This window comes from Legionella sp. 39-23, from assembly GCF_001897665.1.
In the GTDB taxonomy this organism is placed as follows: Bacteria; Pseudomonadota; Gammaproteobacteria; order Legionellales; family Legionellaceae; genus Legionella; species Legionella steelei.
Genome location: NZ_MKTO01000030.1, coordinates 40,016 through 64,100, shown reverse-complemented (window position 1 = coordinate 64,100; position 24,085 = coordinate 40,016). Strand labels below are relative to the sequence as shown.

The window sequence follows — 24,085 nt, the reverse complement described above, 5'->3', positions numbered from 1 at the left end:
ATGAAAACCAAGCAACTTTTTGAGCGGGCCTCTTATTTAGCGCAGGTCAGAAGATTAAGAGCTCTGGCTATAGAAGCACTGAAGCACTACCCATTTATTACTCATAATATTGAATTTATTAAATACAGTGCGAACGCGATTTTCAGAATCACAGATCACCAAAATAAACGTTATGCCTTAAGAATTAATCCTTATGGACATCATCAACATGCCGCGATTGAGGAGGAAATACACTGGATGCAACACATACGCAGCACTACAGATCTAATAGTGCCTGCGCCAGTAAAAACACTTTCTGGACACTACTTTATTGAAGTGCAACACCAGATGGTCCAATCAGACCGCTATTGTTTTGTCTCTGAATGGTTAGCGGGTAAGACAAAATGGAACGGTATCAATGAACAGTATGCCAATACCTTGGGAAAATTGATTGGTGCGTTGCATCAGAGCGGGCGCGGCATATCCATGCCGCATAGAAACTATTGGCTCGCTGATGGGCTAATCGGTGCGGAAACCGCAAAGTTTTATAACATAGAAACACTTACAGACGTGTCCATTCAGGAACAAAAGGTACTTACTGCAGCAAGGCGGATGGTTTATGAGATCTTAAAAGAATTCGAATGCAAACACCCGGAGAAAACTGGTGTAATTCATTTTGATACCCAGCCTAACAATATTTTGGTGCATCAGGGACACTTCGCAATAATTGATTTTGATGACTGTGGGCTTGGATTTTATAATGATGACTTGGCTGTCGCTTTGTGTGCATTCGAGCATTTGGCCGAGGGAAATTTGCATCAGTCATTTTATCGGTTAAAAGAGGCTTTATTGCGTGGGTACGGTGAACACATGCCTCTTTCCGCTGAAGATATTCGACTACTTCCCTATTTTATGTTGGCAAGAAAACTGGTGACTATTGCCTGGTTGGAGGCTCGCAAAACAAATCCAGGGATCGGTTATTATATGCCAACCGCAGTTGAGCGTGCGATACAGTTTTATCAACACATCCTTTTACATAAGGTTTTTAAATAACGTCTTTTTACCGACTTGCAGGGATAGTCTGTTTACTCTAATTTAGGACTAGTAGCTGGCTGCTCCACTTGCTTTGTAGGTTTGCGTGAAAAAAAAGAGCCTACATAACTCAAGAGGGAGCGATTAGAGTTTGCCTCAACGTTCTCTTCAACTTCGATGATTTCCGGTTCGGGATACAAATTTTCTTGCACCATTTGAAAGCCTGAAAAGACACTTTTTAGCACGAGCGGCAGCAAGGCTAAGGTAATCAGCATGCTGCCTAAATTCGTTGACTCGTTAAACAACGCATAATTGGCTAAGGATTGAAAAATCGCGATGAGAAGCGCGATGCCCATGGTGTTGGAAATCAGTCTTGATGCATTGATATTTCGGTTATCCATGGGTAAATCAGCACTTTGATTAATTTCATAAAACGAAATCCATAGCCATAATAAGTCGAATGCCACACTATACCAATGTTGCTGATTCATTTCGGTGACATTGGCGCCCACTGTTTTCGCTAAATCAAACGTCATTTTCCCACTTTTAAGTGCTAAAGCCATGGTAGGTTTTTCTTGTGAATTTGCCATGGGGGCAAACTGTTGTACAAAAAAGCTTTTGGGGAGGTGAATATCAAAAAGTTCATAAAAGCTTTTCTCAGAACCAAATAATCGTTGCAGTTGTGTTTCACTGATATTTGCTAAAGCAGCTACTCCAGGAGCAAAAGTACCGTCATCTGAATGATGCGCAATGACCACATTTGAATTCTTCATCATCATGACATCATTGGTACCATCGCCATTGGCGACAATAAAATACTGATGATCCTTGAGATAACTGGCTAGAATCCCTTTCCCTTCGGTACTCATTTCCGCAAAAATAATGACTGGGCGCTTTGTCTTCTTTCTATCCATCAATTTTTGAAAATGCGCTAATATGGTTTCATTGACACCCGCAAAGATAACCGTGGCATCAGGGGGGCAAGTTTCTGCACTTAAATCGACTGCATGGTTTTCAGTTTCATCTGCACTCACGATAATAATGTTTTTTGCGTTTTGTGGGCATAACACTTTGGCAATGTTTACCGCAGCTTTCTTAGTATCACCAGTTGCTACAAACACTGGGACGGATATTTCTCGACATTGAGCAATAAATTGCTCCGCCCCTTTTTTTACCGGGTTATCAATAATAAACGTTCCGTGATATTGTAATTGTTCAAGGAGTTTTTTGTTTTTTATAAGGAAACTCTCAATTTCCTTTTTATTATCCTTATCAAATAACTCTCTTAAAGCGGCAAATTCAAGCTCACTGAGTTTTGTATGTGCAATACACCAGTCGCGTGATAAGACTTCAGTACGGCTTTGCATCGAGGTATAGGCCTCTAATAACGGAGTAGCTTGAAAGGCTTCCGCTTTAGGTACCCCGCAAAAGACAAGAGATGCTTCATCACCTTGCTGAATGAGGGTAAAGCGACCGCCAAACGTACGATATAAACCCAGATGAAACGTCTCGACTTCTTGTCGTGCTTCTTTGATGGAAATGACCTTTTTAAAGTGATTGTTCCCCAAAGTGGTCACTTCCAAACATTGTTCATCATCCAATAACGATTTGAATAATTCCAAAATCGCATGTTCTTCAGGTTCTAATTCTTTTTTATGATTGGTATAGGCGTAACAAAAGACTGCAAAGGATTTAAGCCATTGTGATTCTTCGGGTAAAAGAACTTCTTCTTTGTTTTCTTTGACAAGACGTTGTACCTCAACTGGCATCGCGGTGGTCCACAACCCTAATACATCCATTTGAGTTGTAGTCAGAGTGCCGGTTTTATCAGAAATAATGACAACTCCATTGGGAAATTTATCGCGATAATATCCGCCCAATGCATTACATAAATCTACTAGCCGTCGTGCATCAATCGATTCAAAAGGCTGATCTCCCAAATTGCTATTCAATTGTTTCATTAAGTAGCTATTTACTGTTTCACGTAAAAAAGCTTCGGAAAAGGGAATCAGCGTTTGAAATAGGGTGAACATGAGTTTGAGTGTTTCTGCAGGCATGAGCGTAATGTCTCTCTGCAGAAAAGCCGCCATAATAATGGAGCCTAAAATAGAATATAAAACGCTTCTTTGCTTTCGCTCAGCGATAATGTCATCAATAACGGACTTTTTCTCATAGTTACTACTTAATATCAGTTCTTTCTCGGGTTTAATTTGAATAAAAATGTTGTCATTACCGTAGATATTTAATTTATCACCTACAAGTACTCCTGCTTGTTTGCCATCTCTAACAGCATATAAGTCCACTTTTTTGTAATTGGAAGTCAAATTAGGTTTGGTGTGATGCTCGATCCACACGTCCTCACCATTTTGTGCTTTAAGATTGACGCTAAATTTCTTTCGCTCCAGTGTTTGTGTCCATTCATTTTCTACATTACGTTGTAATGCAACAAGCTCTCCGGATATAGGTACACAATCTAAATTGATGCTCTCATCGCAAAGCACTAAATCTCCAGTACGAAGTTTATACCTAGGAACGTCTTTGATTATTGGGCCATTTGCGGTGAACTTTAACACCTTATGTAACTTATGATTGTATTCGTAATCATGGTCTAATTTTTCTTGCTGTACGCGCATTTTTTTTATAGTCGATGGTGCTAAATCAGCGAGTAATGCAGGTAAGTTCCGAAATTTTTGTACGATGCGATCGGCATAACGAATATTGTGCGCAATGAGCCCCAATTGAAAGGCTCGCGAGCTTACCATCAGTTCGCCGGCAATAAAGTGATTGATCTGGAAATACAAATTGGATAATGGGGTTAGCCCACTGGAAATCACGGCTGTGTCTGAGCGCTGTGCGCCTTGATTGTATTGGAAACGGACCAGTAATTCTTGTGCTTTGCGGGTGAGGTAAGCAATTCCACTGGGAACAACTAATGCGCTGGCTCCCAGTCCGGCAATTAATGCATACTCATCTGAAACACGGCCATCGAGTAAAAAGCCAGTACCCTTAAAAACCGAACTATACATAGAGGTTATTGCCATAACCTCACTGGCCACAGCCGCCGATAGCGCTATTCCAGAATCAAATTTCTCATCGGTAATCCGATTTAAGGCACAATAGCCTAAGATGGTGGCGCCAAAAATAAATTTGACAATAAAATCATATTCGGAGCTCCCCATTAGGTATTCACTAAGGCATGGGGTGAGATAATGGCCAAGAAGCAAAGCTGCTCCAGAGGAAATTGTAGGCCAGATGTATTTATTAAAAGTACTCCAATCCACCGCATCTAAAGAAAAGGTCCAAGCCAGGGTGTTATACAGTTCTTTGACTCGCATTGAAAAAAAATTGTTTATCCCTGCGACGGTACTTTTTAGAAAGTAGCTGCGATCAGGTTCGGCTTGTTGTATCAATTGAATAGGTAAGGCTCTGCTGTTTTTAGGATTTTTGTTGTGCAATTTTTGGGGGGTGGGTATTTTTGTCTTCATATCTAAATCCTTTTATGCATGCCAATAATCTCTAGTGGATATTTAGGGCTCATCTTGATAATTAACTTATCTACAACAAAGGTTCAAGAGGGTTGATAAAAAAAGTTCTGAATTACTTTTGAAAAATAAAAGCAAGCATAATTCATTATTTGTGCTAAATTTGTACAGATGGGGGGGGGGATTGGCAATGTTGTTGGATTCCTTATCCATAAAAACATTTAATGACTATCAAAAACAAACTCAAGGAATTCATGGATGAATACAGGAGGTTGTGAAAATGACGATAGTGAAACGAATAACCGATCTTTCGAATTATACCACCGTACTTCCTTATGATAGTGAGTTATTTGGCATATACCAACCGTTACTTGGATGGAAATCAAAACGAATTCAACAGCGCTTTCAGACGGGATTTCAAAATGACAAATCCTCTATTTTAGAGAAACTAAAAAATGAATTTGCTGGTTTAATCGATATCAACTTCAACCAAGATGGACAAATCAACATTCAAATTAAAGCAGGTGCATTGGAAGCAGGAAAAATCCGCACTTTTGATAGCGTTGTATTACAACAAATTTCCTTGCAGCTGCCGCCATATCAAAATTATCAACCGAGTATATGGGATACGATCATTACCAGTGATAATGTGAATGCAATCCTCAATAAAAATATTGTAAAAATATATACGGATGCCTATTCGCAAATTAATAGCCGGAATAATTTAAATCCCAGTACGGGCATTCTCATGCGTGCTGGAAATGTTACTGGATCATCGATTAATACACGCAGAATAGATATTGGTGTATTGGAACATCAATTAGAATATGAGTCATCTGTGGCAGGTACTGTATTATTTCTTGTGAAGCAACGCGCCTACGATCTCTTAGCAGACATCTTTTATAATACGGTGAATAATACTGAAGACGCGACACGATTAACAAAGATGCTTTCTGCCGATAACAGTGGTGATGCATTTCTTAATATTAATGATCTAGACCCTACCAATAAAGAATATCTTGATTGTGTTGCTTTATCACCAATCAGTATCGTTCATTTATTTCGACAATATTTCTTTGAGTTAGATACTTTTCTTGGAACACCGGTTGATCATGTTTGGCTGAGCCCCGGCTCTACCGTAGAACTCATCGAAGTCCATACGCGTACCTCAACAGTTGAACGCACATTGGAAACCACGCTGGATATCACCACGAAGTCTTCCACAACGACCACAACCCAAGATGAGCTTTCTGATGCAGTGAAACAAGACAATCAACAAGATGTCAATTTTGGTGCGAGTGTCAAAGCGTCGTATGCATCAGTCGAAGCGACGTCCAGTTTCGATGATAAGAGTTCACAACAAACGGCTCGCGAAGCGACACATAAACAAATGCGTCAGCAAACAGATCAATTATCTTCTGAAATACGCAAAAATTATAAATCAACGTTTAAGACCGTGACGGAAATAACGGATGTTGCGAGCACAAAACATACGTTAACGAACACAACAGAAGAACTCATTAACTATGAGTTACGACGAAAAATGCGACAAGTTGGTGTGCAAGTCCAGGATGTTGGCTCGTACCTTTGTTGGCAAACCTACGTTGATGATCCAGGCAAGGAGTTGGGGATTGCAGAGCTGATCCATATTGCCAAACCGGCCGATTTGGATAGTATTCCGCATCCGGAAGAAATCCCAACGTTTCAGCCATTTCAAGAAGAAAAAATCATAACCATCCCTTTTGTTTCTATAGATAGTACGGATGCGGACAATAAGAAAGTTTATGTCAATGGTGTTTATTCTGGTACAGAATGGGTTGTGTTTGATGATGTGGAAAAAATTCAAGTGGATTTTGCGCAGGAATTCGTGTGTTCCAAAGCAAATTATGATTTGACGGATGTGGAATTTGACCCTCAAGGTAAACCGGTTAAAGTGTCAAGAAAAGATGCCATTCAAAATTTATCGGATAAAGCAACGTTTACTTTGCATCTGGATTACGCGGATTTTCAAGGAGAAAACAGTCTTGAAGTAACACTTATTCTGCATTGGAGTCCAAAAGCAGGTGCTAATGATGCAATTATCCAACAAAACAATGCAAATCTGGCTAGTTTCAAAGCGAAAGAAAAAGCAGAATATGAAAAAGCCTACGTGGAAAATGTTAAAGATAGGGTGACCAAAGCAAGTAAAATTCAATCGCGCGATAGTGATGAATTAAGGGAAGAAGAGCGTATAGTGGTGTACCGCCAGCTTGTTCAGGGGATGCTTTTAAACGATGTTCCACTGCCTGATGATCGAACTCGCCATGTTGTCGCAGAGCTTGTTAATTCTATTTTTGATATTGATAAAATGCTGTATTTTGTTTCGCCAGAATGGTGGCGGCCACGCTTACATCGCAGCAAACAACAGTTACAAGAAACACCAACACCCGTATTTAACCCATCAGGCCCAGTACTTAGTGGCGTCAATAAAGTGTTGCAGAAGGGATTGATGAACAAAATAAGCATTGCCGACTTAAATTCTGAAAACAATATTATGAGTTCCAGTACCGTGGGTTGGGGAGGTGTAAATGATCTACAAAGGGATAATTATTACATTACGGAAGATTCAGATCCTGCCAAATTAGGAAGTAGTTTGGGATGGTTGCTGCAGCTTGATGGGGATAATATGCGCAATGCATTTTTAAATGCGCCATGGGTCAAAGCGGTAATTCCTATCAGACCAGGCAAAGAAGAGGCGGCCATTAATTGGTTAAAAGGTGTTGAAGGCATGAATGGGATAACTGATGATGTTATTTATCATACCAACAATTCAGATGAAAAAGACATCAATGGCAATCCATTGGATGGGCAAAAAATGATAGATGTCATTATGGACTTAGCCAAAAAAATACAACAGAAATACCAGGAAGGAATCCAGACGGGAAAATACCCCAAACCGGGTGAAGTATCAGATCCCGCATTGGTTGATGACAGCAATACCGTAACGGCAACACCTATTGATAGAGTCTACGAGCATGGATTCTTTCCCTTACAAGGAGGCTTTCGTGCAAACGTGGGTAAAAACTATGAAATTTTTGATCAATGGATAGAAATTCTGCCAACCGATCAAATTGTTCCGGTCGAAGTAAAGTACGATCCCAAAACGGGTAGGCAGATCTAACCATGGCTAATAAATGGTTAAAAATATTTCCGGAGGCAACACGGAATCGTATTGACTATTTTGTCGATGGGGCGAATGCGTTTACTGCGATTGTAAAAGCGATTAAGACAGCAAAAACCCAAGATCATTATATTTACATTCTTGGGTGGATGCTGGATGTTGATTTTCCTCTTATTGAGAGCGATCAAAAGTCCACTTTGTTTGATTTATTAAATACCGCTACGGCGAGTGGAGTCGAGTTGCGGGTATTAATCTGGAATAACCCAAGTGTCGAGCTGCAACAACTGAACTTGAAGAATATTCCTAGATTAAATGGCCTTTCTAATACATATGCTCTCTTAGATGATCATACGTACTCCACGTCCGAGTCACAGCAATTTATCGGCCAATTCGTCCCTTTTATTATGCAGAAATTTAATCGATTTAAATCGATGTTCAAAGAGCTGGATCCCTTTTATGTCATCCTTCGCTATTGCTTATCCAAGAATGTAGGCAGCCATCATGAAAAAGTAATTATTGTGAAAGGGGGGGAGGGGCTCATTTCTTTTTGTGGTGGAATGGACATCAACAAGAATCGATTTGATGTATACCACAAGGACTATTCAAACGTTCATGATGTGCATTGTAAAGTTCAAGGACCAGCAGCGTATCAAATTCTCCAGAAATTTAAAAAAAGATGGCATAACCATCCTAGTACAAAAAATGTACTTCTCAAAGGTGAAAATGAAACGAAGCCAGATGAAATCACTTTTGGTGATTTTCATTATGGGAAAGTTGTTGGCACTTATAATGATCCCAATAGTAATGATAAAGATCGCAGTTTGAAGGACGCTTATTTTTCTATCATAGCAAACGCGCAAAAATATATTTATATTGAGGATCAATACTTAGTCAATGTTGATGTAGCAACGCAACTCAATAAAAAAATTCAAGAATCAAATTTTGTCAGTTTAATTTTAGCCATTCAAGACTCGCAAGAAACCACAGACATACTGATTCCTGATAGAAAAAGAGGAGAGTTTTGGGATGCGTTACTCAACGGGGTGAATCAACAGGTTAAGGATAAAGTGGCGCTTGTTTTAATCGATCGCGTCAATGCACCTAAAGAGAATTACCATCCGGCGATGCATTCCAAGATAATCATTGCAGATGATGAAATCGCAATTATTGGTTCTGCGAATGTGAATCAGCGTTCTTTTACTCTTGATAGCGAAACGTCGATTGTCATTTTTGATGATAATGGCAGTTTATTTAAAGATTCTTTGGCCAGAAAATTGAGACTGGAAATATGGAAAGAATTTGCCAGTAAAATGATGGCGCCTGATTCAGTCATTGCATCTTGGGAACAGTTTTCTAAAATTTTAATGAATAAGACCATACATCCACTGATCTTAATTCCCTATCTGAATAGCATTGAAGATCTGGATAAGCGAATTATCGACTACATTCATAATAGTGGTGTCATCGCACCAATTGCAGCCAATATCTTGGTTGGCGACAGCAGTGACTTATCTGTTGCATTGGCTAATGTTTCGGTAGTGCTTAGCCCTTTTCAGATTGTGCAAACATTTAATAATCTGTGGGATTATGTGATTGATCCTCAGGTTAAGTAATACCCTCATCTGCCCTCTTCTCCCCTGGTGGGGAGAAGGGATATTTAGTAAATGGAATGAATATAAAAGAACCCCCTCTCCCATTTATGGGAGAGGGGCAGGGGTGAGGGCATTCATTTACAGATCATTAAAAAAATAATTTTGTCTCATTATAAAGTACAAAGATGAGTTTGATTAATTTCTGTAGATGCGCTAACTCCCATCAAGGTCATGGCGATTCCCATTTCATTGCGAATCAGATCAAGCATATGTTCTACCCCTGCTTGCCCGCGTGCCGCCAAAGCATAGACAGTAGGCCTGCCTACGAACACGGCTTGAGCACCAAGGGCTAGCATACGCACTACATCGAGTCCTGAACGAATTCCTGAGTCAACAAGAATTGTAAGATCAGAACGGACCTTATCTACAATCATAGGCAGTGCTTTGGCGGTAGATAATACGCCATCAAGTTGGCGTCCGCCGTGATTGGAGACAATAATTCCATCTGCGCCGAATGCTTTTGCATCTTTTGCATCTTCTGGATCAAGGATTCCTTTAATCAGCAAGGGTCCTTTCCAAAACTGGCGTATCCACTCTAGATCGCGCCAACTGATTGAAGGATCAAAGTTGTTATTTAACCATCCCATATAATCTTCTAAGCCTATGTTTTTTTTTAAATAGCTAGAGATGTTTCCCAGCTCATGTGGACGTCCCATAAGGCCAACCTGATAAGCCCAAGAGGGTTTCATCATGGCTTGGAGGACGCGACGTGTGCGAGCAAATGGACCAGACATACCTGAGTGTGCGTCTCGATAGCGGGCACTTGGCGTGGACATATCCACTGTGAACACGAGATGAGTCACGCCACATTCCTGGGCTCGTTCAAGCATATTCTGCATAAAACCACGATCTTTCAGTACATACAGTTGAAACCATACTGGTTGAGGACTGTGGACGGATACTTCTTCCAAGGAAGATACTGAAACTTGTAGATAAGGTAAAGGGGATCCCTTTTTGTGCAGCAGCTTTGGCAGCTTGGAGCTCACCACGTCGGGCATACATTCCCGTAAGACCTATGGGACTTAAGATGACAGGCATTGCCAGTTTTTGTCCTAAAAGTTCTGTGTCAAAATGGAGCTGTCCTACATGTTTTAAAATACGTTGCCGTAAGGTTACCTTGGTAAGATCTTCGACATTGGCTTTTAGTGTTTGTTCCGCAAAAGCGCCGCCATCAATATAATCAAATAAAAAGCGAGGGAGTTTCCGTCGCGCGGCTTCACGGTAGTCAGTGATAGAAGAAATAATCATGTTCAAGTCCAATGTGAAATTAAAACCTTAGTACCTGGTTTTAAAAAGTAAAAAATTTTATCGTTCAAAAATATATTGGGCTAAGGACTCGCTTCTTAAAATCATACTATATCTCAAACTCATTGACAGATTAAGCTTTTGATATTGCTAAATATAAGCGTGATGAGAGGTTTGGGAAGTTAATATTGAGTTAAGAGTATTCGTCTATAATTGAATTATACCTGTTTGTAGGAGAAGTATTGTGGGTAAAAAGCGAAAACTTGCAGTCTTTGATGTTGATGGCCCTATAAATCGCGGATATCACAAACCCCAAGATACCTCTAATGATATCTACTATGTATCACCTAATCAAGATGAGGCAGCAATAGGTGCGGGTGATTTTGTTGCCATCAATATGCCTTTTGTAAAATTAACATTAGATATCTTACACCAAAATAATGTCCATCCAGTAATTGGCTCTCAACGTATTCAAATGGCAGATGACGATCCACGCTATGGAAGCTATATTAAAACCATGTATGGGGCTCTTGATCATTTTTTGGGAAAAGATAGGCCTTTCCTCAAAGAAGATATTGCAAGAGACATTGGTAAAGCGCTTCGAGAGACGAATACTGAACAGTCAAAGAACGAATTATTGAAAGCATATCAGGAGCGTTTGGGTGTAGCAGCCGAAGACATTATCTTTATTGATGATGATTTAGTTTATAAAAACGATGCGGAGCAAGCGGGGCATTTATTTGTTCATGCACCAGTTTCAATTAAGACTAAATGTAGTGTCGATGACAACGCTTACCTTTATGAAACACTTTTACGAACTGTTCCTGCTCATGATATTTATCGCAGTATTGAACAATCGAAGGCGAGCAGCCAGGAAAAAAATGAGTTTAAAAAGCAATTGTTAACGTATCAATTAGAACACCTAAACCAAGTGACACAGTGGCAACAGCAAGTATTGACTGATGAGGGACTACTTACTAAGAAGGACGTCTCAAAAGCGGTGCTTACCCCCAAGGAACAAGCCGCAAAGGCAACCTTACAAGGTATTCAATACCTTATTATGGATACTAAATGGGATATTGGTATGTTTGGTGGAGAAAAAATCGTTGATGAAGTTACAGGAATTAAGAATACCGTCCCTAAAGGAATGAATGAAGTCTTAAAAACAATTGAGCAAGCTAAAAATGGAGCAATAACTTGGAATGAAGCATTAACACAAGTTGAGAAACAAATTAATGAATCAGCTACTAAAAAAGATCATGGGGTCTTTAATCGAAGAGGAGAAACCTCACAACTTTTTTACGACAAAGCAAAAGATGTACTGAAACAATTGCGGGAGGGCGAAGTGTCGCAAGATGCTGAGCAAAGAAAAGACGATGGTATGCATTTGTAATTAGTTTGTCATTTACTTACAGTATTCGATATTCATGCTTCTGTAATAATAAAAAATTTCAGCACTGTAATAATGGAAGTTCATCATCTTTGGAGAGCGTCTTGAAGACGCTCCGCTAGTACGGCTACTTTGGGGTTGCTCCTCGGGTAGCGCATATTAGCGCAGTGTCATATGGTTATTTTCTTTTTATTTTGATGGTTGCGGGATGTTGTTGAGTTGCATTTTTACAAGGTTGGTAATTGCTTCAAGCATTTGTTGGCATGACTCGGGATTCCCTGGCGATTGTTTGTAAATAATATTCGCCAAAAATGCAGAGAGGGCTTGCGATATGATGTTGTTATTACGCAAATTGGGTGGTAGTTTTTCCACGGATTGAATTAAAGAGGACAATAAGTTTTGTCCGATAAAATTCATCGCTTTGGAATAGTCCTCATTGGTTAAGGTTCCATCTGCTTGCGTATTTTCGTCTCTGTTCATGCTTTATCCTGTGATTTTAACTAAGTGAAATTATAAAGTTTGTCTTAAAGCACTTCAATGTGGAAGAGACTTTTAATTGAAGCATGCATGCGTATTGCATAGACGAGTAGGCAAAAATCCCCTAGATTGGAATGAGAGAATGCCCATGAAAGTAGCCTGTACGCTGTTGCTAATAGAGGCTACATGTTTTTTAAGTACTTAAACCTCTTTGCCTGGAGTCTGATGGGGTGGAGGAGTCTTCGGGATTTCTCAGGTTATTCATGTTTTGACGCATACCACTGGTTGCCTCTTGCGATTTTGTTGCCAGCCACGAGTCAATATAAGCTTGTCCCTCTTTGAGTTTTGTTTTATCTCCAGTAGCAGTTGCTAAAGCCTCTTTTATCTGCGTTTTGATTTCTTCTAAGGTCCCTTGAAAGAGATGGCCACTACCACAGGAATACATGTGATAATTCGTGGGCTTACCGTTTTGATCTAATTTGGCTAAATGGAATTCGCGAGGCGAAGTTGCAGTTGCTTGCCCCTTTAAGAATTCAGTTGCTGATTCATGTGAACTAAAACCCAATGAACCATCTCTGTTAGGTTCTTTGTTGAACTTTTCTTTGAAATCCGCAACTAATTTGGGCATGTCTACACTCATTTTTTGTGATTGGAGTGTTATTTTTTGTCTATGTTGCTCTTGTTCAAGCTCTAACTCTTGCAACCTCTTTCTTTCTCTTTCGCGTGCTTCTCTAGCTCTGCCTCTTATTAATCGTTCCATTTCTGTATCAGACGTTGACATAAACAAATCTCCAAATAACGGCAGTATAAAAATCAAAATAAATTCAATTTGTAACAATATAGATCAAAAAAGAGGTGTGGCATTCAAGGAACTGCACTTTATTGCGATTTTTTTACAATTAATCGAGGGATGTTAGGCATCTAATTTGCATTTAATAAAAGGCTCTTTATGTGATCCAGGATCTTGATGTTATGAAGATGTATATTGCTCAATGTGATGCAACACAATTCAAAATTTATTCAACTTTTCTTTAAAAATAGTTATTAATCCATTAGCATTCATATTTTTTTATGAGTAAATTATGAGTTATGCTTTATTGCCTGAAAATGTTACAAGTAGTTTTGTAAAAGAACTCCGTGAGTTATCTCAAAATCATCATAAATATGAGATCAACCGTTTATTAAATAAGAATGCAAATTATGGAGGCTTAAAAAAAAGTAAGGAAGAGATTTTGGCTATAGCAAAAAATGGAAATAACTTTTTTTCTGCTGTTAATGATCTTTATAACATAATGCAAGAAGCAGAAGCAGAATTTTTTAAATCAATTCTCACAAAAGCAGCTCTGGTCATGCAGGCACCTACAAAGAAAAATCGCGAAGCATTACGAGCTGAATTCAATAGATTCAAAGCACAAGTACATGAATATAAAAATTCCCATCCGTTTTCGACAGGTCTAGGCAATATATTGATAAATAGCCTAGCCCTAACATTAGGAATTGCTTTAGTAATAACAAGTATCGCACTAGCAGCTCCTGTCAGTGTACCTGGATTAGTAATTGGGCTAGGCCAGGTTTTAATGAGTTCACTAGGGGTAATTACCACGGTTATATCTGCTAATATGCTAGCTCAAAACGCAAGTATGCACTATCGGTTTTTTAAAAATGAATATGAAAAACGTTCAGAATCTTTTATTAATGATATTGATTCTGATGACTATGAAGAATACCTCAAACATGCACAATTTATTGGTGGCGCATAATGCGTCACGCTATTAGAACCATGGCCCATCGGGAGTAATGGAACGGTCAACTGACTTAAGGGGAGGGGCCAAACAAAGCCCACCAATGTTCCAAGAGAGCAAAATTCAAGCATATATCTGCGTTGTTAGTTACACCATATTATCTAAGATATTGCTTATCTTGTTATGGTGAGAATTCACACCCACATTTAACAAACACAGTGTTTTCAGGCCATCACTGACTAAATTTATCAACGGAACAGATTGCAAAAGAACTGTGTTTAAATAAGGAGAATGCGCATTATATGGCAAGTATACTTAGCAGTGGCATGGTTGATAAAAAACCTCAGAGCAAGCTATCTGGCGAGGTAGAGTATGATGAGGTCTATGTTGCCGCAGGACACCAAGGCAATCCTTCTGCAGTCAAAAAAAAGAGACGCCTAGGCCGACGAAACCGACTTCGAGGCGCATGGCGCTGGTGAATATGCTCGGGACGAAGATGGTGGGTTTTCATGAAGTACATGTTAATACGATGGAAGGATTCTGGTCTCTTTTGCGATCCTGGCTTAGACCACACAGAGGGATTTCACAAGAAAAACTACCAATCTCTCTTGGGTTTTTCGAGTTTGTGCATAACGTAAGAAAAAGAGGGAGAGCACTGCTTGGGTCGTTAGTTCAATTGTTGGTAATATAAGACCCCGGATCACATAAAGAGCCTAATAAAATACTAAAGTGCTCATCTAAAATTTTATAGTAAAGGATTTTGATAATGGTGTAGATAACGGGTTGCTAAGTGGTAGGCCGCATAATCTGTAATATGTCCAGAATCACGAAATACAGGAATGCCATTAATCTCCGCATGACATCTGCCTTTGGGGCATTGCACCTTTTTGGGGTCAATAATGATTAATTGCGAATATTTGTTTTTCATACGTGCAAATAAATCATCCTGCCAGGGCTGCCAATTGGCCGACATATCAAAATCACATTGTTGGGGATCGTATTTGCTTCGTTGTTTGATGTGATTAAAAAAACAATCATAAGAGTCACGTACCGCGATGGATTTGAGCAAAATAGGCTGGGAGCCCGATGCAACAATAATGTGTAACGCTTTATCTAAAGCTTTTTCAATGCGTTCTTTCACTAATTCGACTGGTTCATTTGTAATTAATTTATTACCCAAATAACCGTCCCAATTTTGTCCCAAGATCACAAAATCATAATGATTTGTTTTGATCATCTGATAATAACGTTTTATCTGAGCATGGCATGCAGTATAAACTTCTTTATTCCAATCATATTGTTCGATTCCAGGTAAAGAAAGACATGCAACAGTCGAATGCGCAAGAATGGATATGTTTGCTTCTCGTGCCAGAGTATCCATAAATCCCCACAAATGATTCGCGTGTGAATCACCAAACATAAATCCTTTTTTGCTGTTTGCATTCGTTGCACCCAGGGTGCATTGGGTGTTTACGTCCACGTTTTTTTCCTGAAGACACAAAACTCTTTGGGGATTTGCATAGTCTTTTAATTGACTGCTAATGCGAGCCATTTCTTCAAAACGCTGCGGATATCCTTCATATTTTCTAATTTCATGATCACTGATATGCATGAAGATGACGGGGACTACGAATAAATAAGTAACACTATAACCAAAGTGAAGCTTATGAAGCTTGCGAGTAGGTTTCTCAATAAATCGCCAAGAACAATAAGCAATGATGAAAATGAGACCGAAAGCAAGTAATAAAACGGGCGTGGTTTCTGAGAACCCTAAATAACGAATCAACACAAATACGGGCCAATGCCAAACGTATAATGAATAGGAAATTAAACCTATAAATACTAGTGGTTTTACTGAAAGCAAGCGACTGAGCAGTGGTTTAGGGTTCAGTCCCCCTGAGGCAAGCAATACCCCAGTTGCCAAACATAAGATAAGCGCATACCAGTTGGGGAATCCTGCATTAACTTGTTCATGGGTAGCGATATAAAATAAACAGAGGAGCGCAATAATATTGATGAGCTCTACAAAATATTTATTGAATGTAAAACGATTCGAACTAAAAACAATGCAGGCACCAATTAAAAATTCAAAAATACGACTTAACAGTTGGTAATAGGTTTTTGTTGGTTCTTTAATGGAGAAAAATAAAGCCAAAACAAAAAAAAGTAGCGTCAGAAAATAGATGACTTTGGCAATATGTTGTTTGCTTACTATTCGATAAAGAGCGTACATGACGACAGGTAAGATCAGATAGCACTGCCACTCTATAGATAATGACCAGGTATGTAATAAAGGCAATTGGTTTATATTCGGTGAAAAATAACCCTTGGTTGCGTTTTCAAAAAAAACATTGGAAATAAACAGGGAGGTTTTGCGAGCACTCTTGGCATATTGAATCAAATCTTCAGGTAAGTAAAAAATTAAAGTCAAAAGTAGCGTTGTAACGATTAAACAGATAAGTACTGGTTGCAAACGCCAGAGCCTACGATTATAAAAATCAATAAAAGAAAAATGATTTTTTTGTAATGAATTATGAATGATGCTTGTGATTAAAAATCCAGAAATAACAAAAAATACATCAACACCAATAAAGCCAGAAGGGACTACTTTGAGACCTGCATGAAAAAATAAAACAAAGAGAATAGCAATGGCTCTTAAGCCATCAATATCCGGCCGGTATTCCATGTGATAAATCCTGGATGGAAAAAAACATAAGTTATAACATCTTAGGAAACGAAGTGGTATCCTGTTGGATGAATTTTGCTACGTGTTAATCAAGCTTCATAATGGAGTTTGGGGGAGTGCGAGTTCATTTCAGCAAACGCGGGGCTTAAGAGCCCTGTCGACGCATACTGTCTATAATTCAATCATCGCACAATCACTTATTGATGAGAAAGCGTATCAACCGAATTTTCCTCCGCAAGTTGTTGTTCAATCGTCACTGGGGAGATATCGCTCATCGTATCAACAGGGGAGTAGGCCCCATGACCTGCTCTTGGCAGTTTGGATTGACGCCCCTCATTTAATTGTCCTTCGGGATCTAAGATAATGAGATCATCGCCTGTTGCAGTTAAGTTAAAAACGGCGCTACTGCCAAATAACGGGGTAGGATTCACTCCTTTTTGCGTTAATAGTTTAAATGTTTGTTTATAACATAAACTGGGTTCTTCCTCGTCACTTCCTGCACCTACCAGGGTTACTTGATCTTTTAAGTGTGGCCAAGCGAGATTTCTTCCAGTAAGACTTTGCACATCTGAAAGTATTTTGTCCAATTCTTCTTGAACCGCCAATTTTGTGGTGCGAACGCCATAGATGTGGGCTACATAATAGCAAGGGTTTCCGCTTTGATCTGGGGGGGTAATCAAGACCCCCACACAGTCTACAAACCCTTCAGTGCCTAAGATGTCCAAATCACCTTGTTTAAATCCTGCTCCTGCATCAGCGCCTACCCGATAACAACTTAACCCACTCATACTCTTAAGCTGATGTGAGTTGGATGAGCTTGAAAATTCTTTGCATTTCTTTAAAAGCAAGGCAAATTCTGGTTCTGAAGCTTCCACCTGTTTCTTCTGTAAGGTTTTTAAGAGTATTGCTATTCTCCAGTTTTCATCGTTGGCAAGGTCAATTTTTGACATTTCATCTATCGCTTCACCGAGTTTGCCGCAGGATGAAAGTTTTCTATAATACTCTGATGAGTCACTGAGCCGGATCTTATCTGTATCCAGTAGAACGATCTCATGGTGATTTTTTTCTACAACAATCTTGACCATGATGTTACCTTTTTTGCAAGTAGATGTATAATTATACATCTTGTGCGTGGATTGTGTAAATATAATGATCATGTGGGTGGGAATGTGGATTATATGATTTATGATAAGTCAAAAAATAGTCTAAATCCGGTGGAGTATCCGTTACTCTTTACCTTTAGACGTTGCCCCTTTGCGATCAGGGCAAGAATGGCACTCCTGTACTCTAAGATTAAAGTTGCACAACATGAGGTTGAACTTAAACATAAACCTCAAGAGATGCTTTTGGTCTCACCCAAAGGCACTGTCCCAGTGTTAGTTTTAGAAGATGGTCGGGTTATTGATGAAAGCATTGATATTATGATTTGGGCTTTAACACAATCGGATCCGGAAGGATGGTTATGCAGCGAGCTCGAAGATCAAAGTAATGAATTAATCCATTTGAATGATGTACACTTCAAACCCATTCTGGATAACTATAAATACCCGCAACGCACAGAGAAAAATGATCCACTATATTATCGAGAAAAGGCGAGCCATTATCTCGATAAATTAAATTCTTTATTAATGAAACAACGCTTTCTTTTAGCGGAGCGGATCAATTTAGCCGATGTTGCTATATTTCCCTTTATTAGACAGTTTTATATGGTTGATCCACAATGGTTTGCCCGCAGTGGATATCCCTATGTACATGCTTGGTTACAGTACTTTTTGAACTCGGAATTGTTTCTTGCGGTGATGAAAAAACTAACACAATAAATAGGCGTTCTGATCTGGTAATGACGCTGCGTTAATAATCGCTATTCTAGTGCTCATTTTTATTATTTAACTGTACGTGCTGCTGTTCTATAAACTGCTTGTCTTCAGGAGTTAGGTGCAGTGGATTATTTTGCTTTGGCTGTGTAAGCAGTTGGATCTGGGTAAGATTGATTAATACCCGCGCGTGATGATGTCCAGTGAGTGCATGAAATAAGGTGCCTTTGATTCGAACGTGATGACCTTCCTTAATTTGCTCCCAGAACTGTTTTTCTGGGACAACAAGTTGGAGCAGTGAAACATTTTTTTCTGAGGAATTATCGTTACTGCCTTTTGTTGCAGGAGAAGCTTCTACATCAATTGGTTTATCTAAGATGATGTAGGTCCCAGTTTCTGCGGTATCACCGTTTTTGATGTCAGAATAATTTGGTGCTCCTGGAAATTGAAGTGTTTTAAGAACTCCAGTCAACACAACCGTTTGGGGGTCGTAGTAAACCGTTTGATTCTTTGCCAAAATCACAGTAGGGAAAAGCATAAGAAAGATTATTAGACGGATCATATAGTTTTGAATAACAATGAAATATGCTTAGTAAAATTATATCCCTAAATTTATTAAGATACACTATTAAAAAATCAAGGGTAATTTTTTAGTATTTAGGCTTTTGTAGCCTGGGTGCAGCGCAGCGGAACCCGGATTTCGGCATTGCCCTCCACCCAGCTATATTATGAAGCTGATTTTATTAAGCATTGTGATGCAGCCATTGGGCTAATGCCTCGACTCCTGTTTTTAAATCCTCTTCATTTCCGCCAAACGACATGCGCACATAACCCTCTTTACCAAAGGCAATTCCTGGCACAAGGGCAACATGTGCCTTTTCCAGGGCCTGTTTACAAAATTCTTCTGAGTTTTCTTCTGCAAAACCCAGATTTTTTATGGAAAGAAATAAATAAAGCGATGAAGCAGGTGGTCTTATGCTTATGCCAAACGCTGTATATAAGGCATTAATTATCGCATTTCTTCTTTTTTGCATGCATTGTTGTACCCAGATGTTTATATGATTTGCCTCGTTTAAGGCGGCCATGGCTGCCCATTGGCTTAACGTGGTCACGCCGCTGGTACTTTGGCTAACCAAGGTAGTTAAAGGTTGGATAATGGATTGAGGCGCGAAAACAAAACCAATGCGCCAGCCCGTCATCGCAAAATTTTTTGAGCAGCTTTGAATAACAACTACCCGCTCCTGAAATTGCGGAAACGAACCACACGATACATAGGCCTGTTTATCGTAGGTGAGGGCACTGTATACTTCATCCGCGATAATAAGCAGATTGTGTTCCTGAGCAACGTGGAGTAGTTCAGCGAGCTCGTCTGCAGAATATAATGCACCCGTTGGATTGGTGGCGTTATTCAGAATAAGCAGTTTACTTTGTGGTGTACATGCTTTTTTCAGTGCATGCGGGGTCAACTTCCATCCTTCTGCTTCTTTAGTGTCAACCATGACCGGAGTGCCGCCAAATAACTGGGCCATGGCTGGATATGAGACCCAATAGGGCGCTGGAATAATCACTTCATCGTTTTGTTGTACTAATAATTGCATCAGTAAATAGATGCCAAATTTTCCGCCATTCACGACAAGACAGTTTTCTTTTGTAAACGAACAACCATACATTTTATGCATCCACGAACTGGCCAAGTGTCGTAACTCTGGAATACCTGCGACTGGAGGATAAAGAGTTTTTCCCTGTTCCAGAGCCTCTGTGGTTGCGGTAACAATTGAGGGATGAGGAGGAAGTCTGGGTTCACCAGTGCTGAAATTATAAATTTTAATACCCTCATTTATTTTTTGCTGAGCTAATGAATTAACCGCGACGGTTGCTGAGTCTGCAGGTAGCATCTTTTTTATAAAATGAGTCATTATTTTTGTACCTTTCTAGAGTTGGATATGATTATTTTGAATAAGCGATTAATAAAGTCCTCTTGCAAGTGGTACTGTTTGGATAAATGATCATAATACTCAAATAATTGTTTTTCGCGCGAGCGATCCATTATTTTTTTCCCTTCTTTCGATTTTAAAGCACCGATTTGTTTTGATAGTTCTTGGCGTTTGGCTAAGGTTTCAATGATGCATGCATCAGCCTCTTCAATTTGTTCTCTCAATTCTTCGAGTGTCGACATGATATGCTCCTTACTTGAGAAGACTTGCGTGAATGTCATATTTTTTTACCAAGATAAAAGCAGTCTGATTTGGATGACGGTCTTGAATATTGGCCGCTTTTATTTCCAAACCATACAGTTGTGCGCAACGTTTTGGCGCAATGACTGCTGCATGGGCTGGCAATATTCCTTCAGCCAAATCTTTAGCGGCTTTTGCAGTATCAATCCATTCGATTTGTTCCGTATTGTTGAATTGTTTTTGCAGAAATTGGCGACATTGAGCAAGCCCTTGCGGGTGTGACACGATGTGCTTAATTTGCTGAGACTGGGTACCAGGTCGTACAAGCAAACATTGATTAATTTCATGCCATAACTCATCAATGGGGGTAAATAAATGCCGTCCCATCGCGTGCAAGGCGGGCTTAACCAAGCCACCGATTAGATTCACAACGGGCAGTATGCCCAAATCAATGGTTTCATGTTCAATGGCATGGAGCACACCTTCCATATCCAATAAGTGCACAAGAATCGGGTCGATTTCTTTTTGCTTGGCATAAAGCAAAGCTGCCTCTTCTGAAAACGAACCCGCATCACCGGAAACACCCAATAAAATGCTCATACGAGTTCCTCCATGGGTAATTGTTTTTTCTCTAAAGCGCGTAACTTCGCTAATTCCAACAGAAACGTTTCGGTACGTTCCCAACTTAAACATGGATCGGTAATGGATAGCCCGCTTAAATCCAGATCTTCAGGATTCGCTGAATCAACTTTTTGATTACCCTCTTTGATAAAACTTTCAACCATGAATCCTTTGACCAACTGTTTTAACTCTGGATGACTTTGAATACTTTCTAAAACACTTAAAGTAATGTCTGGTTGTAAGTGATGATTTTTTTTGCCATCGACCAGACAATTATCATGGCTGACATCGACGATGATGGATGGGTTGACGATCTGATGCATGTCCATATGTTGCTTTACTTCTTGAAGGTGGGCAATGGAGTAATTTGGGGCATGATTGGAACCGCGAAGAACCATATGTGCATGTGGGTTGCCATGTGTTTGCACTTCATAGCCATCAAATACAGCCACATGATTATGTTGTGAGGCCACAATACTATTTACCCCAATCGCTAATGAGCCGTGGGTGGGATTCTTTAACCCTACAGCGCAGTCTAGAGCTGAGGCAAAAATTCGATGCTCCTGATCTTCTGAACTGCGAGCACCAATTGCCACCCATGAGAGGAGCTCAAGAAATCCTTTGGCATTATGGGTAAACAACGCCTCATCGGCAATTGGCAGTCCCATTTCTATGACTTTAATCATCATATCTCGCGTGTACTTTATTCCTGCCGCGATATCTGGAGCAGAAAATAAATCGGGTTGGTTAACAGGTCCTGTCCATCCTTTAGTGGTCCTAGGTTTTTGAATATATACCCTCATGATTAATTTTAGTTCATTTTTTACGTGCTCATTTAATTGCGCTAAACGGCGGGCATACTCTAAAACAGCTTGTTTGGGCCAGGCAGAACAAGGTCCAACGATCATCAACAGGCGATGATCACGGCCTTCTAAAATTGCTTTGACCTCTTCGCGGTCGCGGGCAATTTGTTGATGGGCTTTAAGAGACAATGGGATTTCTTGAATAATTTCTTCTACTGGAGGTAGTTTTTTTAAGATTGAGTAGCTCATCATCCCCTCCTACACGCAGTAAGTACTTCGGATAGATCCAGGGAACGAGGTGCTCGTGGCTGATGGTACATGATGGACACTCCTTTTTTGGTTGTATCCAACTCCCATGCTTTTGATTGTCTGGGTATTCGGGTACCAAAAACCCCCAGACTATGCTGGGGGTTGGAGTGTTAGTTACTTCTACCGACCACCCAGCTCCGGGCTAAAAAAGCTAAAATAAAAAAAGCAAGCAAAGGCTTGAGTGAAGCCTGCTTCTTTATTTAACTTGTGGTGTACAGTAGAAAGGGACATAAAAATCTGTAAAAAAATATTTGTATTATTAATATACAGCTGTGTCAGTAACTTTGTCAATACCTCGAAGCCAGTTCGCTCCCTATTGGGGACCTGTTGTTCTTGCCAGCGACCTGCAACAAGGCTATATTTTGATCTCTTTTTCTAAAAACATAAGAAATGGCTAAAATTGCGCTTTACTTGGCTGGTGGTGGAGCCCGCGGAGCCTATCAGGCTGGGGTGCTCAAAGCGATCAGCACGATTCTTAACTCAAAACAAATTCCGTTCGACATGCTTACAGGCGCTAGTGTCGGCAGTATTAATGCAGGTGTATTGGCTGAGAATGCACTGGATTTTTCTGCGGGGGCGAACAAGTTAGATGAGTTATGGCGCGATATTACCTGCCAGCACATTTTCAAAGCCAGTAACTATGCACTAAGTAAATCTGCGATGCGCAATATGAGCAGCATGTTTATAAAGCAGCGGCTATTAGGGCATATTCTTGATACATCACCATTACAAAAATTTATTAATAACATTATTGATTTTGAAGTCTTGGATCGTGTCATCAAGAATAAGCACTTAGAAATGATGGAGGTCATTAGCAGTTGTTATGAAACGCAAAAAACCATCTCGTTCTATCAGCATCACGCGGATGATTTTGAGGATTGGCATGATCCACTCCACAGCAGCCAAAGAGTGAGCCTGCAAATGGAATATTTCCTGGCATCAACCTCATTACCTTTATTCTTTCCTCCAGCAAAAATCGATGGGTTTCATTATGGAGATGGGCATGTAGGCTTAGCGGCTCCACTCCGTGGCGCTATTCGTTGTCAAATGGATAAAATTTTAGTTATTGGCACGCGCAAATTACCGGATTTAAAAAGCCAAGAACAATCACAGAAGGGCGATATCGATTTCACACGCGTTTTGGGTAATATGGTCAACGGCTTATTTTTAGACAATCTCGAGCGCGATCTGGAGATGGTTAGCCACATGAATACGATGGCTCATATGTTACCTATGGAGAAAAAAGAGCATGCCCCTTGGCGACCCATTCAAACGCTACATTTGCGTCCAAGCGTGGATATCGCCACGATTGCGCAATCGCAGTATAACAATATGCCCATGTTATTACGTATTTTGCTTAATTTTCTGGGGGCGAAACGTCATTCTGGCGATTTACTGAGTTTTCTTTTGTTTGAAAAAAAATTCACCCGCGAACTCATCAAACTAGGTTTTGACGATACGATGGCAGCCCATGATTCCATTAGGGAATTTTTTAATAGCTAGGTTGTATGCAGCATTA

20 protein-coding genes are annotated in these 24,085 nt (G+C 39.8%); 8 read left to right on the top strand and 12 right to left on the bottom strand.

Annotated features, from left to right (window positions below):
• A complete protein-coding gene (locus tag BGO44_RS11425) occupies nucleotides 1–1,032 on the top strand; it encodes a phosphotransferase enzyme family protein (RefSeq protein ID WP_273200424.1) in 1,032 nt (343 codons plus the stop codon).
• 32 nt (nucleotides 1,033–1,064) lie between these two features.
• Here BGO44_RS11425 and BGO44_RS11420 read toward each other — a convergent pair whose 3' ends face one another.
• Nucleotides 1,065–4,496 (bottom strand): cation-translocating P-type ATPase, encoded by a 3,432-nt coding sequence (locus tag BGO44_RS11420; protein ID WP_273200423.1) that lies wholly within the window; start codon nucleotides 4,494–4,496, stop codon nucleotides 1,065–1,067.
• Between the two features lie 277 nt (nucleotides 4,497–4,773).
• On the opposite strand from BGO44_RS11420, the gene BGO44_RS11415 reads away from it, so the two are divergent.
• Nucleotides 4,774–7,653 (top strand): hypothetical protein, encoded by a 2,880-nt coding sequence (locus tag BGO44_RS11415; protein WP_273200420.1) that lies wholly within the window; start codon nucleotides 4,774–4,776, stop codon nucleotides 7,651–7,653.
• A gap of 2 nt (nucleotides 7,654–7,655) precedes the next feature.
• Nucleotides 7,656–9,266, top strand: coding sequence for a phospholipase D-like domain-containing protein (locus BGO44_RS11410; protein WP_273200418.1), 1,611 nt, complete (start codon nucleotides 7,656–7,658; stop codon nucleotides 9,264–9,266).
• Nucleotides 9,267–9,415: 149 nt separating this feature from the next.
• Here BGO44_RS11410 and BGO44_RS11405 read toward each other — a convergent pair whose 3' ends face one another.
• Both BGO44_RS11405 and BGO44_RS18680 read right to left on the bottom strand, forming a co-directional pair.
• Nucleotides 9,416–10,216, bottom strand: a complete 801-nt coding sequence (locus BGO44_RS11405) for an L-lactate dehydrogenase (RefSeq protein ID WP_273200416.1) — start codon at nucleotides 10,214–10,216, stop codon at nucleotides 9,416–9,418.
• Nucleotides 10,128–10,553: an alpha-hydroxy-acid oxidizing protein gene (locus tag BGO44_RS18680; protein ID WP_273200414.1), complete on the bottom strand. Its 426-nt coding sequence runs from the start codon at nucleotides 10,551–10,553 to the stop codon at nucleotides 10,128–10,130. Before BGO44_RS18680 ends, BGO44_RS11405 begins: the two co-directional genes overlap by 89 nt.
• A gap of 241 nt (nucleotides 10,554–10,794) precedes the next feature.
• Between BGO44_RS18680 and BGO44_RS11395 the strand changes: the two genes are divergently transcribed.
• Entirely contained in the window at nucleotides 10,795–11,943 is a 1,149-nt protein-coding gene (locus tag BGO44_RS11395; protein ID WP_273200412.1) for a hypothetical protein, read from the top strand.
• A 186-nt stretch (nucleotides 11,944–12,129) separates the two neighbouring features.
• On the opposite strand, the gene BGO44_RS11390 is transcribed toward BGO44_RS11395, so the two are convergent.
• Together BGO44_RS11390 and BGO44_RS11385 are read right to left on the bottom strand one after the other, a co-directional pair.
• Nucleotides 12,130–12,420 carry a hypothetical protein gene (locus tag BGO44_RS11390; protein WP_273200410.1) on the bottom strand — a complete coding sequence of 97 codons (291 nt, stop codon included), beginning with the start codon at nucleotides 12,418–12,420 and terminating at the stop codon, nucleotides 12,130–12,132.
• Between the two features lie 190 nt (nucleotides 12,421–12,610).
• On the bottom strand, nucleotides 12,611–13,198 hold the full coding sequence (locus BGO44_RS11385) for a hypothetical protein (RefSeq protein WP_058509846.1): 588 nt from the start codon (nucleotides 13,196–13,198) through the stop codon (nucleotides 12,611–12,613).
• Between the two features lie 301 nt (nucleotides 13,199–13,499).
• Between BGO44_RS11385 and BGO44_RS11380 the strand changes: the two genes are divergently transcribed.
• A complete protein-coding gene (locus BGO44_RS11380) occupies nucleotides 13,500–14,177 on the top strand; it encodes a hypothetical protein (RefSeq protein ID WP_273200408.1) in 678 nt (225 codons plus the stop codon).
• A 284-nt stretch (nucleotides 14,178–14,461) separates the two neighbouring features.
• Nucleotides 14,462–14,638, top strand: coding sequence for a hypothetical protein (locus BGO44_RS11375; RefSeq protein ID WP_202814161.1), 177 nt, complete (start codon nucleotides 14,462–14,464; stop codon nucleotides 14,636–14,638).
• Nucleotides 14,639–14,904: 266 nt separating this feature from the next.
• On the opposite strand, the gene BGO44_RS11370 is transcribed toward BGO44_RS11375, so the two are convergent.
• Together BGO44_RS11370 and BGO44_RS11365 are read right to left on the bottom strand one after the other, a co-directional pair.
• Nucleotides 14,905–16,845: an acyltransferase family protein gene (locus tag BGO44_RS11370; protein ID WP_058509849.1), complete on the bottom strand. Its 1,941-nt coding sequence runs from the start codon at nucleotides 16,843–16,845 to the stop codon at nucleotides 14,905–14,907.
• Nucleotides 16,846–17,042: 197 nt separating this feature from the next.
• Nucleotides 17,043–17,930 (bottom strand): hypothetical protein, encoded by an 888-nt coding sequence (locus BGO44_RS11365; protein WP_273200405.1) that lies wholly within the window; start codon nucleotides 17,928–17,930, stop codon nucleotides 17,043–17,045.
• On the opposite strand from BGO44_RS11365, the gene BGO44_RS11360 reads away from it, so the two are divergent.
• Nucleotides 17,898–18,665 (top strand): glutathione S-transferase, encoded by a 768-nt coding sequence (locus BGO44_RS11360; protein ID WP_333663653.1) that lies wholly within the window; start codon nucleotides 17,898–17,900, stop codon nucleotides 18,663–18,665. The two genes, BGO44_RS11365 and BGO44_RS11360, sit on opposite strands and share 33 nt — an antisense overlap.
• Nucleotides 18,666–18,711: 46 nt before the next feature.
• Here BGO44_RS11360 and BGO44_RS11355 read toward each other — a convergent pair whose 3' ends face one another.
• The 5 genes from BGO44_RS11355 to BGO44_RS11335 all read right to left on the bottom strand — a co-directional run bounded on the left by BGO44_RS11355 (nucleotide 18,712) and on the right by BGO44_RS11335 (nucleotide 22,506).
• Entirely contained in the window at nucleotides 18,712–19,197 is a 486-nt protein-coding gene (locus BGO44_RS11355; protein ID WP_273200404.1) for a DUF4431 domain-containing protein, read from the bottom strand.
• Nucleotides 19,198–19,402: 205 nt separating this feature from the next.
• Complete coding sequence (locus tag BGO44_RS11350; RefSeq protein ID WP_273200402.1) at nucleotides 19,403–20,575, bottom strand: pyridoxal phosphate-dependent aminotransferase; 1,173 nt, start codon at nucleotides 20,573–20,575, stop codon at nucleotides 19,403–19,405.
• Nucleotides 20,575–20,835, bottom strand: coding sequence for a chorismate mutase (locus tag BGO44_RS11345; protein ID WP_058509853.1), 261 nt, complete (start codon nucleotides 20,833–20,835; stop codon nucleotides 20,575–20,577). The genes BGO44_RS11350 and BGO44_RS11345 overlap by 1 nt, the downstream gene beginning before the upstream one ends.
• Nucleotides 20,836–20,845: 10 nt before the next feature.
• Entirely contained in the window at nucleotides 20,846–21,433 is a 588-nt protein-coding gene (locus BGO44_RS11340) for a prephenate dehydratase domain-containing protein (RefSeq protein WP_058509854.1), read from the bottom strand.
• On the bottom strand, nucleotides 21,430–22,506 hold the full coding sequence (locus BGO44_RS11335) for a 3-deoxy-7-phosphoheptulonate synthase (RefSeq protein WP_058509855.1): 1,077 nt from the start codon (nucleotides 22,504–22,506) through the stop codon (nucleotides 21,430–21,432). Before BGO44_RS11335 ends, BGO44_RS11340 begins: the two co-directional genes overlap by 4 nt.
• A gap of 450 nt (nucleotides 22,507–22,956) precedes the next feature.
• On the opposite strand from BGO44_RS11335, the gene BGO44_RS11330 reads away from it, so the two are divergent.
• The gene (locus BGO44_RS11330; protein ID WP_058509856.1) at nucleotides 22,957–24,069 is read left to right on the top strand and encodes a patatin-like phospholipase family protein; all 1,113 of its coding nucleotides are present in this window, start codon (nucleotides 22,957–22,959) and stop codon (nucleotides 24,067–24,069) included.
• The last annotated feature ends 16 nt before the right edge of the window (nucleotides 24,070–24,085 follow it).

Coding starts and splice junctions, on each gene's coding strand:
- BGO44_RS11345 (WP_058509853.1), bottom strand. CDS start 20,835: ATGTCGACACTCGAAGAATTGAGAGAACAAATTGAAGAGGCTGATGCA.
- BGO44_RS11425 (WP_273200424.1), top strand. CDS start 1: ATGAAAACCAAGCAACTTTTTGAGCGGGCCTCTTATTTAGCGCAGGTC.
- BGO44_RS11355 (WP_273200404.1), bottom strand. CDS start 19,197: ATGCTTTTCCCTACTGTGATTTTGGCAAAGAATCAAACGGTTTACTAC.
- BGO44_RS11420 (WP_273200423.1), bottom strand. CDS start 4,496: ATGAAGACAAAAATACCCACCCCCCAAAAATTGCACAACAAAAATCCT.
- BGO44_RS11380 (WP_273200408.1), top strand. CDS start 13,500: ATGAGTTATGCTTTATTGCCTGAAAATGTTACAAGTAGTTTTGTAAAA.
- BGO44_RS11335 (WP_058509855.1), bottom strand. CDS start 22,506: ATGAGCTACTCAATCTTAAAAAAACTACCTCCAGTAGAAGAAATTATT.
- BGO44_RS11375 (WP_202814161.1), top strand. CDS start 14,462: ATGGCAAGTATACTTAGCAGTGGCATGGTTGATAAAAAACCTCAGAGC.
- BGO44_RS11370 (WP_058509849.1), bottom strand. CDS start 16,845: ATGGAATACCGGCCGGATATTGATGGCTTAAGAGCCATTGCTATTCTC.
- BGO44_RS11390 (WP_273200410.1), bottom strand. CDS start 12,420: ATGAACAGAGACGAAAATACGCAAGCAGATGGAACCTTAACCAATGAG.
- BGO44_RS11385 (WP_058509846.1), bottom strand. CDS start 13,198: ATGTCAACGTCTGATACAGAAATGGAACGATTAATAAGAGGCAGAGCT.
- BGO44_RS11365 (WP_273200405.1), bottom strand. CDS start 17,930: ATGGTCAAGATTGTTGTAGAAAAAAATCACCATGAGATCGTTCTACTG.
- BGO44_RS18680 (WP_273200414.1), bottom strand. CDS start 10,553: ATGATTATTTCTTCTATCACTGACTACCGTGAAGCCGCGCGACGGAAA.
- BGO44_RS11410 (WP_273200418.1), top strand. CDS start 7,656: ATGGCTAATAAATGGTTAAAAATATTTCCGGAGGCAACACGGAATCGT.
- BGO44_RS11340 (WP_058509854.1), bottom strand. CDS start 21,433: ATGAGCATTTTATTGGGTGTTTCCGGTGATGCGGGTTCGTTTTCAGAA.
- BGO44_RS11350 (WP_273200402.1), bottom strand. CDS start 20,575: ATGACTCATTTTATAAAAAAGATGCTACCTGCAGACTCAGCAACCGTC.
- BGO44_RS11330 (WP_058509856.1), top strand. CDS start 22,957: ATGGCTAAAATTGCGCTTTACTTGGCTGGTGGTGGAGCCCGCGGAGCC.
- BGO44_RS11360 (WP_333663653.1), top strand. CDS start 17,898: ATGGTGATTTTTTTCTACAACAATCTTGACCATGATGTTACCTTTTTT.
- BGO44_RS11415 (WP_273200420.1), top strand. CDS start 4,774: ATGACGATAGTGAAACGAATAACCGATCTTTCGAATTATACCACCGTA.